Source organism: Chitinibacter sp. S2-10 (genome assembly GCF_046530675.1).
Classification (GTDB): domain Bacteria; phylum Pseudomonadota; class Gammaproteobacteria; order Burkholderiales; family Chitinibacteraceae; genus Chitinibacter.
The window spans coordinates 2,074,823-2,092,162 of sequence record NZ_CP172558.1 but is presented as its reverse complement, the minus strand read 5'-3'; the positions used below and the strand labels follow the sequence as shown (position 1 = coordinate 2,092,162).

The 17,340-nt window shown below is 53.4% G+C and carries 15 protein-coding genes; 10 read left to right on the top strand and 5 right to left on the bottom strand.

Translation table 11 applies throughout. The features are described 5' to 3' along the window. Nucleotides 1–3: 3 nt before the first annotated feature. From gabD to ACG2XO_RS09805, 3 genes are all read left to right on the top strand, one after another. Nucleotides 4–1,458, top strand: a complete 1,455-nt coding sequence (gene gabD / locus ACG2XO_RS09815) for an NADP-dependent succinate-semialdehyde dehydrogenase (RefSeq protein ID WP_410497798.1) — start codon at nt 4–6, stop codon at nt 1,456–1,458. A 193-nt stretch (nt 1,459–1,651) separates the two neighbouring features. Next, nucleotides 1,652–3,091 carry a sensor histidine kinase gene (locus ACG2XO_RS09810; protein ID WP_410497797.1) on the top strand — a complete coding sequence of 480 codons (1,440 nt, stop codon included), beginning with the start codon at nt 1,652–1,654 and terminating at the stop codon, nt 3,089–3,091. Next, nucleotides 3,088–5,562 (top strand): EAL domain-containing protein, encoded by a 2,475-nt coding sequence (locus ACG2XO_RS09805; protein ID WP_410497796.1) that lies wholly within the window; start codon nt 3,088–3,090, stop codon nt 5,560–5,562. The genes ACG2XO_RS09810 and ACG2XO_RS09805 overlap by 4 nt, the downstream gene beginning before the upstream one ends. A gap of 89 nt (nt 5,563–5,651) precedes the next feature. Here the strand turns inward: ACG2XO_RS09805 and ssb are convergent, their stop codons facing one another. Next, on the bottom strand, nt 5,652–6,167 hold the full coding sequence (ssb, locus tag ACG2XO_RS09800; RefSeq protein ID WP_410497795.1) for a single-stranded DNA-binding protein: 516 nt from the start codon (nt 6,165–6,167) through the stop codon (nt 5,652–5,654). 1 nt (nt 6,168) lies between these two features. Continuing rightward, a complete protein-coding gene (locus ACG2XO_RS09795) occupies nt 6,169–7,533 on the bottom strand; it encodes an MFS transporter (protein ID WP_410500251.1) in 1,365 nt (454 codons plus the stop codon). A gap of 278 nt (nt 7,534–7,811) precedes the next feature. On the opposite strand from ACG2XO_RS09795, the gene uvrA reads away from it, so the two are divergent. Further along, complete coding sequence (uvrA, locus tag ACG2XO_RS09790; RefSeq protein ID WP_410497794.1) at nt 7,812–10,679, top strand: excinuclease ABC subunit UvrA; 2,868 nt, start codon at nt 7,812–7,814, stop codon at nt 10,677–10,679. A 198-nt stretch (nt 10,680–10,877) separates the two neighbouring features. After that, nucleotides 10,878–11,375, top strand: a complete 498-nt coding sequence (locus ACG2XO_RS09785; RefSeq protein WP_410497793.1) for a hypothetical protein — start codon at nt 10,878–10,880, stop codon at nt 11,373–11,375. A 550-nt stretch (nt 11,376–11,925) separates the two neighbouring features. Here the strand turns inward: ACG2XO_RS09785 and ACG2XO_RS09780 are convergent. Continuing rightward, entirely contained in the window at nt 11,926–12,087 is a 162-nt protein-coding gene (locus ACG2XO_RS09780) for a hypothetical protein (RefSeq protein ID WP_410497792.1), read from the bottom strand. A gap of 38 nt (nt 12,088–12,125) precedes the next feature. Further along, nucleotides 12,126–12,773, bottom strand: a complete 648-nt coding sequence (locus ACG2XO_RS09775; RefSeq protein ID WP_410497791.1) for a carbonic anhydrase — start codon at nt 12,771–12,773, stop codon at nt 12,126–12,128. Nucleotides 12,774–13,000: 227 nt separating this feature from the next. Here ACG2XO_RS09775 and ACG2XO_RS09770 point away from each other — a divergent pair, with 227 nt between their 5' ends. The 4 genes from ACG2XO_RS09770 to ACG2XO_RS09755 all read left to right on the top strand — a co-directional run bounded on the left by ACG2XO_RS09770 (nt 13,001) and on the right by ACG2XO_RS09755 (nt 15,405). After that, a complete protein-coding gene (locus tag ACG2XO_RS09770; protein WP_410497790.1) occupies nt 13,001–13,561 on the top strand; it encodes a cytochrome b in 561 nt (186 codons plus the stop codon). Nucleotides 13,562–13,584: 23 nt separating this feature from the next. Beyond that, on the top strand, nt 13,585–14,142 hold the full coding sequence (locus ACG2XO_RS09765; RefSeq protein ID WP_410497789.1) for a YceI family protein: 558 nt from the start codon (nt 13,585–13,587) through the stop codon (nt 14,140–14,142). A gap of 37 nt (nt 14,143–14,179) precedes the next feature. Next, a complete protein-coding gene (locus ACG2XO_RS09760) occupies nt 14,180–14,746 on the top strand; it encodes a YceI family protein (protein ID WP_410497788.1) in 567 nt (188 codons plus the stop codon). 122 nt (nt 14,747–14,868) lie between these two features. After that, complete coding sequence (locus ACG2XO_RS09755) at nt 14,869–15,405, top strand: TIGR00645 family protein (RefSeq protein ID WP_410497787.1); 537 nt, start codon at nt 14,869–14,871, stop codon at nt 15,403–15,405. A 61-nt stretch (nt 15,406–15,466) separates the two neighbouring features. On the opposite strand, the gene ACG2XO_RS09750 is transcribed toward ACG2XO_RS09755, so the two are convergent. Beyond that, the gene (locus ACG2XO_RS09750; RefSeq protein WP_410497786.1) at nt 15,467–16,372 is read right to left on the bottom strand and encodes a LysR substrate-binding domain-containing protein; all 906 of its coding nucleotides are present in this window, start codon (nt 16,370–16,372) and stop codon (nt 15,467–15,469) included. 110 nt (nt 16,373–16,482) lie between these two features. Between ACG2XO_RS09750 and ACG2XO_RS09745 the strand changes: the two genes are divergently transcribed. Continuing rightward, nucleotides 16,483–17,181 carry a pirin family protein gene (locus ACG2XO_RS09745; protein ID WP_410497785.1) on the top strand — a complete coding sequence of 233 codons (699 nt, stop codon included), beginning with the start codon at nt 16,483–16,485 and terminating at the stop codon, nt 17,179–17,181. Nucleotides 17,182–17,340 lie beyond the last annotated feature (159 nt).

Genomic DNA, 17,340 nt, shown 5'->3' with positions numbered 1-17,340 from the left:
ATCATGCTTAAACTGAACGACCCCACGCTGTTGCGCCAGCAATGCCTGATTGGCGATCAATGGCAGAACGCCGATTCCGGCGCGACCATCGCGGTCGACAATCCGGCGACCGGCGAAACGATTGCCAATGTCCCGCGCATGGGCGTGTCTGAAACCCGCCGCGCGATTGCCAGCGCCGACGCGGCCCTGCCCGCGTGGCGAGCGCGTTCGGCCAAGGAAAGATCGGGCATTCTGCGCCGCTGGTTCGAATTGCTGATGCAACACCAGGACGATCTCGCCCGCATCATGACCGCCGAGCAAGGCAAGCCGCTGTTTGAGGCCAAAGGCGAAATTGCGTATGCCGCGAGCTTTATCGAATGGTTTGCCGAGGAAGCCAAGCGGCTCGACGGCCATGTGCTGCAACACCCGCAGGCCGACAAACGCATTCTGGTGCTGCGCCAGCCCATCGGCGTCACCGCAGCGATCACGCCGTGGAATTTCCCGGCGGCGATGATCACGCGCAAAGCCGGCCCCGCGCTGGCGGCGGGCTGCACGATGGTTGTCAAACCGGCGAGCCAGACGCCGCTGACCGCACTGGCGCTGGCCGAGCTGGCGCAGCGTGCCGGGGTTCCGGCTGGCGTCATTAATATCGTGACCGGCAGCGCCAATGACATCGGCGGCGAGCTGGCAACAAATGAGACCGTGCGCAAACTGAGCTTTACCGGCAGCACCGAAGTTGGCCGGCTGTTGATGAAGCAATGCGCCGAAACGATCAAAAAGCTGTCGCTTGAACTGGGCGGCAATGCGCCGTTTATCGTTTTTGACGATGCTGACCTCGATGCCGCAGTCGAAGGCGCGATGATCGCCAAATTCCGCAACGCCGGACAAACCTGCGTCTGCGCCAACCGGATTCTGGTGCAAAGCGGTGTTTACGACGCTTTCGCCGAAAAACTGGCGCTCGCAATGCAAAGGCTGAAAGTCGGCAACGGCATGGATGAGGGCGTGATTCAGGGACCGCTGATCGACAACAAAGCCGTCGCCAAAATCGAAGAGCACATTGCCGATGCACTCAGCAAAGGTGCCAGCGTCGCCAGTGGCGGCGGGCGACATCCACTGGGCGGGACATTCTTCGAACCAACGTTGCTCAAGGGAATGACTTCCGAAATGAAAGTCGCCAGCGAGGAAAGCTTCGGCCCGATTGCGCCGCTGTTCCGTTTCGATACTGAAGCCGATGCGATCAAGCAGGCGAACGCAACCGAATTTGGTCTGGCAGCGTATTTCTACAGCCGCGACATTGGCCGGATTTTCCGCGTCGCCGAAGCGCTCGAATCAGGCATGGTCGGCGTCAATACCGGGTTGATCTCGAACGAAGTCGGCCCCTTTGGTGGCGTCAAGCAATCGGGGCTCGGCCGCGAAGGATCACGTTTCGGCATCGACGAGTATGTCGAGCTGAAATATCTGTGCATTGCCGGCATGTAATAAGCCGGTGTAAATCCCGATAAAAAGCCTGCGCAATGCAGGCTTTTTTATTGCGCAGCAATCAACATCACAGCGTCCGCGCGTCATAAAAACGACGTATTTTTTCGACAAACCAAGCAAGACCAACTAAGCAGTAATTAATGGATTTTCCAAAGAAACAGCAATGCCAAGAAAGCAGTAAGCAGAATGGAGCATGAATATGAATGACCATGTCACACATCGGCAGATCCACAACATGACCGAATCGGACGCCGCATTCCGCTTACTGGTGACCTGTGTACAGGATTATGCGATTTATATTCTGGATCTATCCGGGCATATCATTAGCTGGAATATCGGTGCCGAGCGCATTCATGGTTACAACTCGGACGAAGTGATCGGCCAGCATTTCTCGATTTTCTTTCCCGGTCAGGCCAATGCGCATGAACGCTCAATGCAAGAGCTGGAGCAGGCCAGAACCATGGGCCGGTTTGAAAATGACGACTTGCGCCGTCGCAAAGACGGCAGCCTGTTTTTGGCGCAGGTTGTCGTTACGCCCTTGCTCGACGAAGCAGGCGTGATACAGGGTTTTGCCAAAGTGACCCGCGATGTATCGACCCGAAAACGGCTGGAAGAAAGTTTCCAGCAGGTCGTGCAGGAAGCACCGAATGCGATGATCATGGTCAATCTGGAAGGCATCATCGTGCTGGCCAACCGGCATACCGAAACCACTTTTGGTTATCTGCAGCATGAATTGATGGGGCAATCGATAGAAATGCTGGTCCCCGAGCGCTTCAGACACGGTCACGCCGCATTGCGGAACGGTTTCTTTACCACCCCCATTGCGCGACCAATGGGTGCCGGACGAGATTTATACGGTTTGCACAAGGATGGCAGCGAATTTCCGGTCGAAATCGGCCTGAACCCAATCGATACCGAACACGGCAAAATGGTGTTGGCTGCCATTGTCGATATCACCTCGCGCAAACAGGCGCAGCAACAGATTGAAGCTGCGCTGGCGGAAAAAACCGTGCTGTTGAATGAAATTCACCACCGGGTCAAAAACAATCTGCAGGTCATTATCAGCCTGCTCAATATGCAGGCCAATCTGGTACTCGATCAGGCAATGAAAGATGTACTGATCGACAGCCAGACCAGAGTGCGCTCAATGGCACTGATCCACCAATTGCTGTACGAGCGACACGATTTTTCCCGGGTCGATCTGGGCGAGTATCTGCAACGGTTTGGTCAGCTTTTACTCAGTAGTCTGGGGGCGCTGGTGCAAAGGATACAACTGAATATCGAAACCGAAGAACAGCCGGTTTTGATCGAACTGCAACGTGCAACGCCTTGCGGTCTTCTGATTAACGAGCTGGTCATCAATGCTTTCAAACATGCCTATCCGGATCCGTCCGAAACGGGAAAGGTCACGATCAAACTGCAGCGTCTTGATGCCACCCGAGCCGTTTTGACCGTCGCCGATCATGGAGTGGGTTTGCCGGTGAATGACAGCCAATTACACACCAAATCGCTGGGCTTGCAACTGATTCCAATTCTGGCGGATCAGATTGGCGGGGAACTCAGTATTCACGACAATCAACCCGGTGTTCGCTTTGAATTGCATTTGCCCATCATGGAGGAAACCCATTCATGAGTGCAATCCGCGTTCTGGTTGTCGAAGACGAGCGTATTATTGCGCTCGATTTGAAACAGCAGCTGGAGGCCATGTCCTACAATGTCTGCCAGGTCGTCCCTACGGGTGCGCAGGCCATTGAGGCGGCTCAGAATCACCAACCCGATATGGTTTTGATGGATATCCATCTTGAAGGCCCGATGGATGGTATCGAAGCGGCGCAGACCATTCATAGCACGCTGAAAATCCCGATTATTTTTCTGACCGCTTACGCCGAAGACGCCACCTTGCGACGCGCCGAAGCTGCCCTGCCCTACGGTTATCTGGTCAAACCTGTCTCGCCACGAGAATTGAATGCCACCTTGAAAATGGCCGCAGTCAGGCACGATGTTGACCAGCAAATCGACAATAATGGCCAGCTTTTCAAACAGGCGCTTGAATCGGCATCGCTCAATGTGTGGGAATGGGATTTCAATTCCGAACAAATCCGGATTTTTAATCTGTTTGAAGCCGGTTATATGGGTGCCAGCGCACCACTGTGCGAATCACTAAGCCACTTTTATCAGCGCATTGATCCGCGCGACCTGGCTAACGTGCAAAACAGCATCGAATCTGCCCGCAGCAAGGGGCAGAATATCAATACCATTTTCCGTACCCACGACAGAGATGGGCCAAGCCGCTGGATCGAAGTCCAGGCCAAACGATTCGAAGATGCTGATCGCCACCAAAGCCGCCTCGTTGGTGTTTTGCAAGATATTACCGAACGACGCCGCAACGAAGAACAATTGCGTCAGGCCATGGCTGTTTTTGAAGCGACAGCAGAAGGGATCTTCATTCTGGATTTGTCATGCCGGATCATTTCGAGCAACCCCGCGTTTTCACGCCTGACGGGTTATAGCTCGCAGGAAGCGCAAGACTGGTCCAGCATCAACAAACTCTACGCCCAGCGGCACAGCGCCCATTTTTTCGAAGAGCTGAGCAAGCCCGAGCGCGGCCAATGGCAAGGGCAGATACTCTATCGCAGAAAAACAGGAAAAGCGTTATCCGTCTGGGAAACCATCAATCTGGTTCGCGACAGCGAAAACCAGCCCAGCCATTATGTGGTTGTTTTTGCCGATATCGGCGCCATGCTCGCAGTGCAGGAACAACTGAACTATCTGGCCAAACACGACTCGCTGACCAACCTGTGCAACCGTCGCTCGTTTCTGGAGCTTCTGTCACAAGAGCTGAGCAAATGCCAGCGCAACCGGAAAATGCTGGCCTTGCTGATGATCGATCTGGATCATTTCAAAACCATCAATGACACGCTGGGGCACTCGATTGGCGATTTGTTACTGAAAGAAACAGCCAACCGTTTGCTCGGCAGCGTACGCAGCACAGATACCGTCGCCCGCCTCGGTGGCGATGAATTCGTCATTCATCTAAGCGGTCTGGACAACTCCACCGTCGTCGATCAGATCGCCCAGATCATTTTGGGCAAATTGTCCGAGCCTTATTATCTGGATGGCGAAGTCTGTTATCTGTCCGGTAGCATAGGCATCGCCATTGCTCCCGGCGATGGAACCGAAGTCACCGAGCTGATGAAAAATGCGGATCAGGCGATGTACAACGCCAAACGCTCGGGCCGGAATAGTTTCAATTATTTCGAATCGTTCATGCAAAAGGCTGCCGAAGTCCGCCTGCAGATTTCAACCGGCTTGCGTGAAGCCATGAATCAGCAGCAATACTGGATGGCCTATCAGCCCATCATCGAGCTGACTACCGGCATTTTCTGCAAGGCCGAAGCGCTGATCCGCTGGGATCATCCGCTTCATGGTGCAATCAGCCCGGATTCATTTATCCCGATTGCCGAAGACACCGGAATGATCGGTGCGATCAGCGACTGGGTTTTTGGCAATGTCACTCAGCAATTACAGCAATGGCGGGCAGAGATTGCACCGGATTTGCGCATCAGTATTAACGTCTCACCCCGGCAATTTCTGAACAAAGCCCAAAATCAGGAGTGGCTGGGGCAATTGCAAAAGCTCAACCTGACTGGCAGCAGCCTGATTATTGAAATTACCGAAGGTTTGCTGCTGGATGCCACGAACACAGTCGAGAGCAGCCTCGCCGAATTTCACAATCATGGGATCAAGGTTGCGCTCGACGACTTTGGCACAGGCTATTCATCGTTGTCGTATCTAAAAAAATTCGATATCGATTACATCAAGATCGACAAATCTTTTGTCCAGAATATGAAACCCGGATCAGATGATCTGGCACTGTGCGAAGCGATTATTGCCATTGCACATAAACTGGGAATGAAAGTCATCGCCGAAGGCATTGAAACCGAAGAGCAAGCTCAGTTATTGCTCGCAGCCGGCTGCGACTTTGGTCAGGGCTATCTGTTTTCCCTGCCGGTCAATGCCAAGGAATTCGGCTTGCTGCTCGAACAGCAGCGCACTGGCGAGCAGCCATTCAAACACGCCTTGCAGCGTATTTTACCGACATGATCCCACCCGGAAAATCAGGCCAGCGCCAATCAAAAGCCCCCGAAATTCCGGGGGCTTTTGATTGGATGATCTAAACCTTCAAAACAAGGTCAAAACGGGATGTCATCCTCGAAATCATCAAAGCTTTTTGCCGGGCGAGCGGCTTGTTGTGGTGCGGCTTGCGGAGCCTGGCGTGGGGCTTGTGGCGCGCTGTATTCCTGATTGAAATCATCGCCGCCGTAGCCGCCACCTTGGCCACCTTGCGAGCCACCGCCCATTCCGCCACCAGCACGGCCGCCGAGCATTTTCATCTCGTCAGCGATAATTTCAGTCGTGTAGCGATCTGCGCCGGTTTGCTTATCCTGCCATTTGCGCGTTTGCAGCTTGCCCTCGATGTAGACCTGGCTGCCTTTTTTCAGGTATTCACCGGCGATTTCAGCCAAACGGCCGTACATCGTGATGTTATGCCATTCGGTTTTTTCCTGCTTGGCACCGGTGTTTTTGTCTTTCCAGCTCTCGGTCGTGGCAATTGAAAAATTGCATACCGCGCCGCCGCTCGGCAAAAAGCGCGATTCCGGGTCTTTACCCAAATTGCCGATCAGCAACACTTTGTTCAACGATGCCATTTCAATTGGTCTCCGCAATAAGTTGTTGTGCTGCCGCTTCATCCCAGCCTTCCTGCAGGACTTTAAGCAAGGCAACACGTTCTTCAATGAGTACAACGGCTTCTTTAACACCGTCAATGGCGCCTAGTTTAGCAGACAGTTCGGCTGCATTGCCCGCCCATTCTTCGCCGATGTGAAACATTTTGGTTTTCACCGGCAACGGTGGTTGCATTCCCCACGAGACAATCAGCCAGATCGCCATCAGGCTCGCGCACAGGGCGAACACGGGCGTTGCGCTGCCGTAATATTGATACAACCAGCCCGCCAGCGCCGAGCCCAGAAACATGCTGGCCGACTGGCAAGTGTTATAGACGCCCATCGCCGTGCCTTTGGCCTCGGTCGGCGCAATTTTGGAAATCAAACTCGGTTGCGTCGCTTCCAGAATATTGAAGGCGATGAAATAAATACTCAGCCAGATCACAATCGCGCTCAAGCTAGGTAGCCATAGCGTCATTCCCAGTTGCGCGACGAACATCAGCGCAATTGCAAAAATAAATACTTCTTTCAGATGATGTTTTTTCTCGCCGTAAATAATTGCCGGCACCATCAGCACAAAGCCGACCAGCACGACGGGCAAATAGATATACCAGTGATGCGCAACGTCGATACCGCCGATTTGCTTCAACAACAGCGGCATCACGGTAAACATCGCCATTTGCGCGGCATGCAGCGCGAATACGCCGTAATTGAGCCGCAGCAATTGCGGGTGACGCAGCACTTGCGGCAAGCGGGACGTATTGGCCTCGGCGTCGGAATGAAAACGGCTGATGGTTGGATTCGGAATCACGCGCCAGACGCCAATGATCGCCGCAATCGTCAACCCAGCAGTCAGCAGAAAAATGCCGGGTAAACCAATCAGTTCGGCCAGCTTGGGCGCGGCGACCAAGGACACGGCAAATGTCGACGCGATGCTGGCACCAATCATCGCCATCGCCTTGGTTCGATGCTCTTCGCGCGTCAAATCGGCGAGCAAGGCGGTAATGGCCGCTGAAATCGCGCCCGCACCCTGCACGGCGCGCCCCAAAATCAGCCAGACAATATGATCCGCCATTGCGCACATAATCGAGCCGAGCGCAAACAGCGCCAGGCCGATGTAGATCACTTTCTTGCGGCCAACATGATCGGACCACATGCCAAACGGCAATTGCAGCAAAGCTTGCGTCAGGCCATAGGCACCAAACGCCAGACCGACCAAAGCATGATTTTCGCCACCGGGCAAATGTCCGGCGTAAACGGCAAACACCGGCAGAATCAAAAACATGCCCAACATGCGCAAAGCATACAAACCAGCCAAACCACTGGCGGCGCGCAATTCCAATTTAGTCATCATTTCACACAATCCGGCAAAGCGACGCGCACAGGGCATCGCAGAATCAGGTGTCATTTTACCCGATTGCGCCCATCGGCTTCTTTGAGAATGATTGTTTTTTATCAACCAAGGGGTATTACCACAAAAAACATACTGCAATTGACCTGCAGAGCAATACCCACTGAGTAGCTAATTTCTCCGCTGACAATCACATTGGGAACAGTGGATTTAATTCCCCGCCTTCGGTGCAGGCGTTACAATAGCCAGTTCACTTTTTTATTAGCGACAAAACCGGCATGTATCGTCCGATCTCCAGTGATGCCCTCCCCCATGAAGCCCCGATGATCCGCATTCGCGGCGCACGAACGCACAATCTGCAGAACGTGAATATCGACCTGCCCCGCGGTAAACTGGTCGTCATTACCGGGTTATCGGGTTCGGGCAAATCGTCGCTCGCTTTCGATACGCTGTACGCCGAAGGCCAGCGCCGCTACGTCGAATCGCTCTCCGCCTATGCGCGCCAGTTCCTGCAATTGATGGAAAAGCCCGACGTTGATCTGATCGAAGGCTTGAGCCCGGCGATTTCAATCGAGCAAAAAGCGACCAGCCACAACCCGCGCTCGACGGTGGGCACCGTCACCGAAATTCACGATTATTTGCGCTTGTTGTTTGCCCGCGTCGGCACGCCCTACTGCCCCGACCACGATCAGCCGCTGCAAAGCCAGACCGTCAGTCAGATGGTCGATCATGTGCTGGCGCTGCCCGAAGACAGCAAACTGATGGTGCTCGCGCCGGTGGTGATCGGCAAAAAAGGTGAAAATCTCGACCTGTTTGAAGAATTGCGCGCGCAAGGTTTTGTGCGCGTTCGCGTCGACGGCGAAGTATTTGAGCTCGACGAAACGCCGAAACTCGATAAAAACAAAAAACACACGATTGAAGTGGTGATCGACCGGCTGAAAGTGCGCGCCGATTTGCAACAGCGTCTGGCCGAAAGCTTCGAAACCGCGCTGCGCCACGCCGATGGGCGCGCGATTGCCGTTGAAATGGATTCCAACAAAGAACACTGGTTTTCGGCCAAATTTGCCTGCCCGGTCTGCAGCTACAGCCTGCCCGAACTCGAACCGCGCCTGTTCTCGTTCAACAACCCGATGGGCGCGTGTCCGAGCTGCGATGGCCTCGGCCAGAAAACCTTTTTCGATCCGAAACGCGTCGTCGCCCACCCCGATCTGAGTCTCGCCGCTGGCGCGATCAAGGGCTGGGACAAGCGCAATCAGTTTTACTTCCAGATGCTGACCAGCCTGGCGGCGCATTACGGTTTTGACACCGCGACCGCCTGGGAAGATTTGCCGCACGATCTGCAGCAGATCATTCTGCACGGCTCAGGCCGCGAGGAAATCGCTTTTATTTATATGAATGAGCGCGGCAGCAAGTTCGAACGCGTGCACAGTTTTGAAGGGATTATCCCCAATCTGGAACGCCGCTACCGCGAAACCGACTCGATGTCGGTGCGTGAAGAATTATCGAAATACCAGAATAACCAAATCTGCCCCGCCTGCGACGGCGCGCGCTTGCGCAAAGAAGCGCGCCATGTACGGGTGGGGGGTAATAATCTGCATGCCTTATCTCGCCTGGCCTTGCGCGACACACTCCACTTTTTCCAAAGTTTGGCGCTAGAGGGCAGCAAAGCGCAGATTGCCGAAAAAATCGTCAAGGAAATCAGCGAGCGCTTGGGCTTCCTGGTTAATGTGGGTCTGGATTACCTGTGCCTTGAGCGCAGCGCCGACACGCTGTCGGGCGGTGAAGCGCAGCGGATTCGCCTCGCCAGCCAGATTGGCTCAGGCCTGACCGGCGTAATGTACGTGCTCGATGAACCGTCAATCGGCCTGCATCAGCGCGATAACGACAGACTGATCGGCACGCTGATGCACCTGCGCGATCTGGATAACACCGTGATTGTCGTCGAACACGACGAAGACGCAATGCGCGCCGCCGATTATCTGGTCGATATGGGTCCCGGCGCGGGTGTGCACGGCGGACAAATTATTGCCGCCGGCACGCCCGACGAAGTATTCAATAATCCCGACTCGATCACCGGCCAGTTTATGACCGGCAAGCGTAAAATCACGCAACCGGAAAAGCGCCGCGTACCCGATGCCGAAAAATGGCTGCACTTGGTTGGCGCTACCGGCAATAATCTGAAAGACGTGACGCTCGAATTGCCCGTTGGCCTGATGGTCTGTATCACCGGCGTATCGGGCTCGGGCAAATCGACGCTGATCAACGACACGCTGTACAGCATCGCCGCGCGCGATCTGAACGGCGCGAGCGCCGAACCCGCACCGTACCGCGAAGTCACCGGACTGGAGCATTTCGACAAAGTCATCAATGTCGATCAATCGCCAATCGGCCGTACGCCGCGCTCGAATCCGGCGACCTACACCGGGCTATTTACGCCGATCCGCGAGCTATTTGCTGGTGTACCGGTCGCTCGCGAACGCGGCTACGGCCCGGGGCGTTTCTCGTTCAACGTCAAAGGCGGCCGTTGCGAAGCATGTCAAGGCGACGGCGTGATCAAGGTTGAAATGCACTTTTTGCCCGACGTGTACGTGCCGTGCGACGTCTGCCACGGACTGCGCTACAACCGCGAAACGCTGGAAGTCCAGTACAAAGGCAAGAGCATCACCGAAGTGCTGAATATGACCGTCGAAGACGCGCTCGAATTCTTCAACGCCGTCCCCACCGTCGCGCGCAAACTGCAAACGCTGCTCGACGTTGGTCTGGGCTACATCCGCCTCGGCCAAAGCGCCACCACGCTATCGGGCGGTGAAGCGCAGCGCGTCAAACTGGCGCTCGAACTCTCGAAACGCGACACCGGCCGTACGCTGTATATCCTCGACGAGCCGACCACCGGCCTGCATTTCCACGACATCGACCTGCTGCTGAAAGTCGTTCAGCGCCTGTCTAGCCACGGCAATACCGTGGTCGTCATCGAGCACAATCTGGACGTGATCAAAACTGCCGACTGGGTGATTGACCTGGGGCCAGAAGGCGGCGCAGGCGGCGGCCAGATTATCGCCACCGGCACGCCGGAAGATGTGGCGCGGAATATGGCGAGTCATACGGGACTGTATTTGGCGAGGGCGTTGGGGATTCCGAGGGAATGATTTTACTTATGGGTATATGGCTACAGCCAATGATCATATTGAGCTAGAGCCATATACCCATCAGCACCAGCGTAGGCGCGGGTTAGCCGAAGGCGTAACCCGCAGGAAATACCCTTGAGGTATAACCCGCCCATCTGGCAGATCCAAACCGCAGTTCAGCGCGGGTCACGACCCGCCCTACGTGACTTGAGTTATTGCATGAAATTTAGCTTCAGAATAAGAACAGGTGGTGAAGTTATTTTTTTAGGCCGTGAACATACGCGAACTGTTTATTATGGCGAACCAGAAGAGCATGGACGTTGGCGAGTTGATCTTAATGTACTTGAGAAATTGATCAATGATGGCTTGCGGGACTTGCACTTTGGTGGTTACGTTGATGAATTTTATTGCGGCTTGGAAATTGCCGACATTGAAGGCTGGGGAAATTCGTTTATCAAAACTCGTGACTACATCAGTTTGCGACCCAGAATGCGAGCAATTGTGTCCGTAGCCCAAGTGGATTGGCTTGTGGTGAAAGACCAAAGCCTTGAATTTCAATATTTAATACTATTAGAACAAATCGTTGACTGTGTAGAGCGCATCTCAACTGCAAAACGGAAACCCGCAGGTTTTGACGCCAGTGCAATGGCTAAACAAATGCGCAACGTCCTTTCACAGATTCAATTGAATCAAATTAACTTGGAAAGCACCACTTAGGACGTACTCGCTGAAAGTGTCGTAGGTTGGGCTAAGCTTGCGCAGCCCAACGTTTACCGAGAAACACCTACCACTGCGGTTTTTATTTGCCTGCAACAATCAATCCACCACGGATTGGCGGCTATGCGCCGCGGCACTTACTTTCCTTGCTTCGCCAAGGAAAGTAAGCAAAGGAAGGCGACCCGGGCGAAAAGCGCTCCGCGCTGCCCTCACCTCGTCGCGAGCCTAAGGTCTCGCTCCTCACCTCGGTTTTCGCTACACGGGAATTCAAACCCCAGATCGACCATCGCGGTTTATACATGCCGTGGTGTAGCTCTGAAGGTCAATTTGAATCTGGCTTTGATTAATATACCCGTAGGATCGGCTTTAGCCGACCTTTTTCAATCATGGTTGGTCGGCTAAAGCCGACCCTACCATTGCAGCTAATGAGCACCGTAGGGCGTAATCGCCAAAGGCATTACGCCGCATGTGGCAAACCCGTCGATCTGGCTTGGCGAAAAAAATAAGGCGGGCAAAGCCCGCCTTATTGACTGCGTTGGAAATACTGCGTTTAAAAAATTTGGGCAGTCACCAGAACCGACTTATTGTCGTTCAAGCGTTTACACTCACCCTGCGCAAAACGTTTATCCGAAACCAGCAACACGGCTCGCTGCGTTTTGGTATCCAGCACGACCCACTTGGGGTAACGAAATTCAACAATATATCTTTTCACTTCAAAACAACTTTCAACTTCACAAAATACAAAAAAACTCAGGCCGAAATCGACGTCACCAAAGACCGGAATCGGTTGATTTCCTGGTCAAAATCGTACAAAGCGCCCTGCTGAATATCGAAATACCAGCCGATCAGGCTCAGCTTGCCAGCCTCGACGCGCTCGGCAATAAACGGAAAGCTCATCAGATTATCCAGTGACACAATAATCGCGGCCATTTCACAGGCGCGAATCTGCCGCTCTTCGTCTTTATGCGCCAGCTCTCGACGCACTTGCTCGCGTGCTGATTCGGCAATGCGTACCCAGCGGCCAACAAAATTGGCTTCGGTTTTCGATTCCGGATTTTGCATCAGCGCACGGATTCCGCCGCAAGCCGAATGGCCAAGTACGATAATTTTGCTGACTTCCAGATGCTCGACGGCGTATTCGATTGCCGATGAGACACCATGAAACGCACCATCTGTTTCGTAAGGAGGCACCAGATTGGCGACGTTACGGACGACAAACAGATCACCCGGATCACAATCCATCAATAAAGCCGGATCAACCCGCGAATCGGAACAGCCGATCAGCAAAGTTTTCGGGTTTTGGCCTTGTTTAAGCTCTTCAAACAAAGAGCTGTGCTCGCCAAAGTACTTATGCTGGAAGCGGCGAAAACCACCGATAAACTTTTCAATATCTTCCATCTGTCCTCCTGCAGCTTCGATTGTTGGCGCAATTGTACTGGTTTTCCGCCGGCAACTGTTGGGCTTCTTTGCATGCAAACGGAACCCAGGCATCTTAAAAACGTCATATTGCCATGTCAATGTTCAATTTTTTTGAATAGTCAATACAAGTATTTTTGCTATCAATACATACGATGCCCATTTAACATGCACTTCAGATTCAGAATAACTGAATAAGGAACTTCGCCATGAAAACCAAGTCACCTAGCAATTACAACGCGCTGCAAATCAGTGTTCATTGGCTCACCGCCTTACTGATTCTGGCTGCGTTTATTCTGGTCTGGACTTTTGATAATACGCCGCTGGCACCTGATACCTTCAAGCTCAAGCTGCAATTGATTGCCTGGCATAAATGGGCTGGTATCACCGTGTTAATGCTGTTTGCGATTCGTCTGGCCTGTAAGTTAGTGCGCGGCACACCTGCCATCGATCCAAATTTAAAACCGATCGAACGCAAAATGGCGGTGGGCGTGCATCACCTGCTGTATTTACTCATGTTTGCGCTACCCTTGATTGGCTGGGCGTTGACGTCAGCCAAAGGCTATCCGGTCATGCTGTACGGTGTTTGGCAATTGCCTGATCTGGTCGCCAAAAATGAAGATCTGGCACACACCTTAAAAGAGATTCACGAAGTGCTCGCTTATGGCTTGCTGGCGATTGTCGGCCTGCATATCGCGGGGGCTTTGAAACACTATGTCATCGACAAGGATGGGACGCTTGCGCGGATGATTCCTTTCTTGAAACGTTAATTCAAAAATCGCTGGAGAACTCTATGTTACGCCCCTTATTACTGGCCTCTTTATTGCTCACCACTGTCACCGCCCAAGCTGCACAAACACTGGTGCCGCAAAAAAGCCGCCTGGGTTTTACGTTTAGCCAAATGAATACGCCAGCCGACGGTTATTTTAAAAATTACACCGCTGCGATTGATTTTGACCCGGCCAAGCCCGAAACCGCCAAAGCGCAAATTATCGTTGATCTGGCGAGCATCGACGTTGGCGGCCCGGACGGCAACGCTGAAGCGAAGAAAAAAGCATGGTTTGACGTCGCAAGCAATCCGAAAGGCACGTTTACCGTCAGCAGTGTCAAAGCCTTGGGCGGCGGTAAATTTGAAACTCGCGGCAAATTGACGATCAAAGGCATTAGCCGCGACGTTATCGGCCAGATGAGCGCCAAACAACAAGGCGCTGAATTAGTGCTCGAAGGCGCGGTTCCTTTGCTGCGTTTGAATTACAAATTAGGTGACGGCGCCTGGGCAGATACTGGCACCGTTGCCGACGAAGTGACCGTGAAATACAAGCTGGTATTAACCGGAAAAGCAGGACAATAAAAGCATTTAACCTTATACCCACTAGGAGTATTTACCCATGAAACAACTGATTCTGGCCTCTATCTTGTCTGCTGCAACCTTGACTGCGACTGCAGCACCCGTTGCATATAGCGTTGATCCATCACACACTTTTGCCACTTTTGAAATTAACCACCTGGGTTACTCAACGCAGCGCGGTGCATTCGACAAAACCAGCGGTACCATTACCGTTGATTTGGAGAAAAAAACCGGTAGCGCCGACATCAGCATCGACACGGCCAGCCTCGATACCGGTTGGGACGCACGTGATAAACACTTGAAAAGCGAAGATTTTTTCAATGTTGAAAAATTCCCAAGCATGACTTTCAAGGGGACGAATTTCAAATTTGACGGTGACAAACTGAGCAGCGTCAGCGGTGATTTCACTCTGCTCGGCGTGACCAAACCGTTGACTTTGCAAGTCACCAGCTTCAAATGTGCGCCGCACCCGATGAGCAAAAAACCAGCTTGCGGTGCCGACGCAGTGGCGACGATCAAACGCAGCGAGTTTGGCATGAGTGCTTATGTACCTGCGGTCAGCGACGAAGTGACTTTGCGCATCCAGGTTGAAGCTGCCAGCAAATAATCGGCCTAACCCAAGCCCTTTACGATGACCGTCGTAAAGGGCTTTTTTGCGCTTGCGATTCGCGCCTGCAATCGCGACAATATCGCCCTCATAACGAAGCTGTACTACCAAGGGATTGAAAGATGGAACCGCAACGCACCACCCGTCAGGACCCCACGTCCGTCTTGGGGCAAGTGATTTTCGCCAGCCGTTGGCTGCAATTGCCGATTTATCTGGGGCTGATTATTGTTCAGGGCGTTTACGCCTATAAATTTCTGGCCGCGCTTTACCATATGATGAGCCGCCTCACCATTCTGACCGAAACCGAAATCATGCTGGCGGTGCTGGGATTGATCGATGTGGTGATGATTGCCAATCTACTGTTAATGGTGACTGTAGGTGGCTACGAAACCTTTGTCTCGCGCCTGCGCATTGATCTCCACCCCGATCAGCCCGAATGGCTCAATCATGTCAACGCGACGGTACTGAAAGTAAAGCTCTCGATGGCAATTATCAGCATCTCGTCGATTCACCTCTTGCAAACGTTTATTAACGCCGCGCAAATGAACGAAGTTACAATGAAATGGCAAGTCATTATCCATCTCGCCTTCCTGATTTCCGCTGCTGCCTTGGCGTATACCGATAAATTGCTGCATTCGGTTTCAGCACCGCAGCATTAATACACCAACCAGGTATTGCCCTGCAAATAAATTTGAATCTACCTTTCAGGGCAATACCCTATCAAGCCAGCCATTCCTGAATCACCATCGAACTCGTTAAAGTTTCCACCCACCACTTCATCGCATGACCTGCGCCCTGGCTGTGCCAGGCGTGGCAAAGTCGTGCTTGCGGGTTGACCTCGGAGACTGTTTTGATGACCAGTTCGCCGCGTTCCAGATACGGTCTGGCCCACGCCAGCGGCAAATAGCCACAGCCCAGACCGGCAGCATGCGCGGCGGCTTTTTTCGCCATATCGGGAACACGCAACACGTCTTGCCCTGACAGAATATTGTACGAATACGTCGGCATTTGCCGCGCGCTATCAGGGATCACAATACCGCGATGCTGCATGATGGTTTGCGTCGCCAAAGGCTCGGGCATGCTCGCCAGCGGATGAGTCGGCGCGACGACAAATACACTGCGAAAGTCGCCAATCGTGTGCATTGAATAACCACCGCCCGTTGGCCCCTGCGCAATCGCGCCGACCAGAATATCGGCGCGGCGCTCAAGCAGCGCCTCCCAAGTCCCCCCCAGCGCTTCGTGCAGAAAACGGATCCGCGTTCCCGAACCGAGTTCGTCAAATTGTTTGAGCATAGGAAACAGCAAATCGAGCGGGATAATGGTATCAACGGCCAGCGTCAGCTCGGTCTCCCAGCCGGTCGCGACGCGTTTGATGCGGCATTCGAGCTCGTTGGCCGCGCGCAGCAAATGCCGCCCTTCATTGAGCAATTCCAGTCCCGCCGCCGTCAGCTGCGCGCGGTGGCCGCTGCGGTCAAAAATCGGCACGCCCATATCATCTTCGAGCTTGCGCACCATATACGTGACCGCCGAGGGGACGCGATGCACTTCGTCAGCGGCAGCAGCAAAGCTGCCACGACGCGCAATCGCATCAAGAATTTCGAGGGCTTCCAGACTCAGTCGCAGCATGATTTTTATTCCGATTTTTTGAATGATTCACGCAGATATTTTTGCTATCACCTCCGATAGCTCAGGCTTATTATGGCATACAGCATTCAACAGAATTGAAGGAGTTCAGCATGATTACGCTACGCAAATCCGAAGAACGCGGCCACGCCAACCACGGCTGGCTCGATTCGAACTTCAGCTTCTCGTTTGCCGAATATTACGACCCGGCGCATATGCACTTTGGCGCGCTGCGCGTGATTAACGACGACCGCATCGCGCCCGGCATGGGCTTTGGCATGCACCCGCATCAGGACATGGAAATCATTACCTATGTGCTCTCGGGTGCGATCGAACATAAAGACAGTATGGGCAACGGCTCGATCATTCGTCCCGGCAATGTGCAGCGCATGAGCGCCGGGACTGGCGTGCGACACAGTGAATTCAATCCGAACAGCGACGAAGAAACGCATTTGCTGCAAATCTGGATTATTCCGGGGCAAAAAGGCATTGCGCCATCGTATGAAGAGAAAATTTTCTCGGATGCAGACAAACGCGGCCAGCTGCGCCTGGTCGCCAGCCCTGATTCAGAAAACGGCTCGGTGCTGATTCATCAGGATGTGCGGCTGTACGCAGGGTTGTTTGACGGCGACGAAGCACTGGCGCAGCCTTTGCAAATCGGGCGCAAACAGTACGTCCACATCGCGCGCGGCGCAATTGAAGTCAACGGCATTGCACTGAAAGCGGGTGATGCGGCGATGTTGACGCAGGAGACTACGTTGACGCTCAAAAATGGCGTTGGCGCTGAAGTGCTGGTGTTTGATTTGTTTTAAATCCGCCTTTTGCAGATAGCGAACAGGCTGCATAGCATCTGCTTGCAGCCTGTTTTGTATTTTCTGATTAGGTAGCTATCTCAGCAAATCGTCGTACCGGCGAAAGCCGGTACCCAGAGCGCAGTTCAAACAAGCATCGCCGCTGGATTCCGGCTTTCG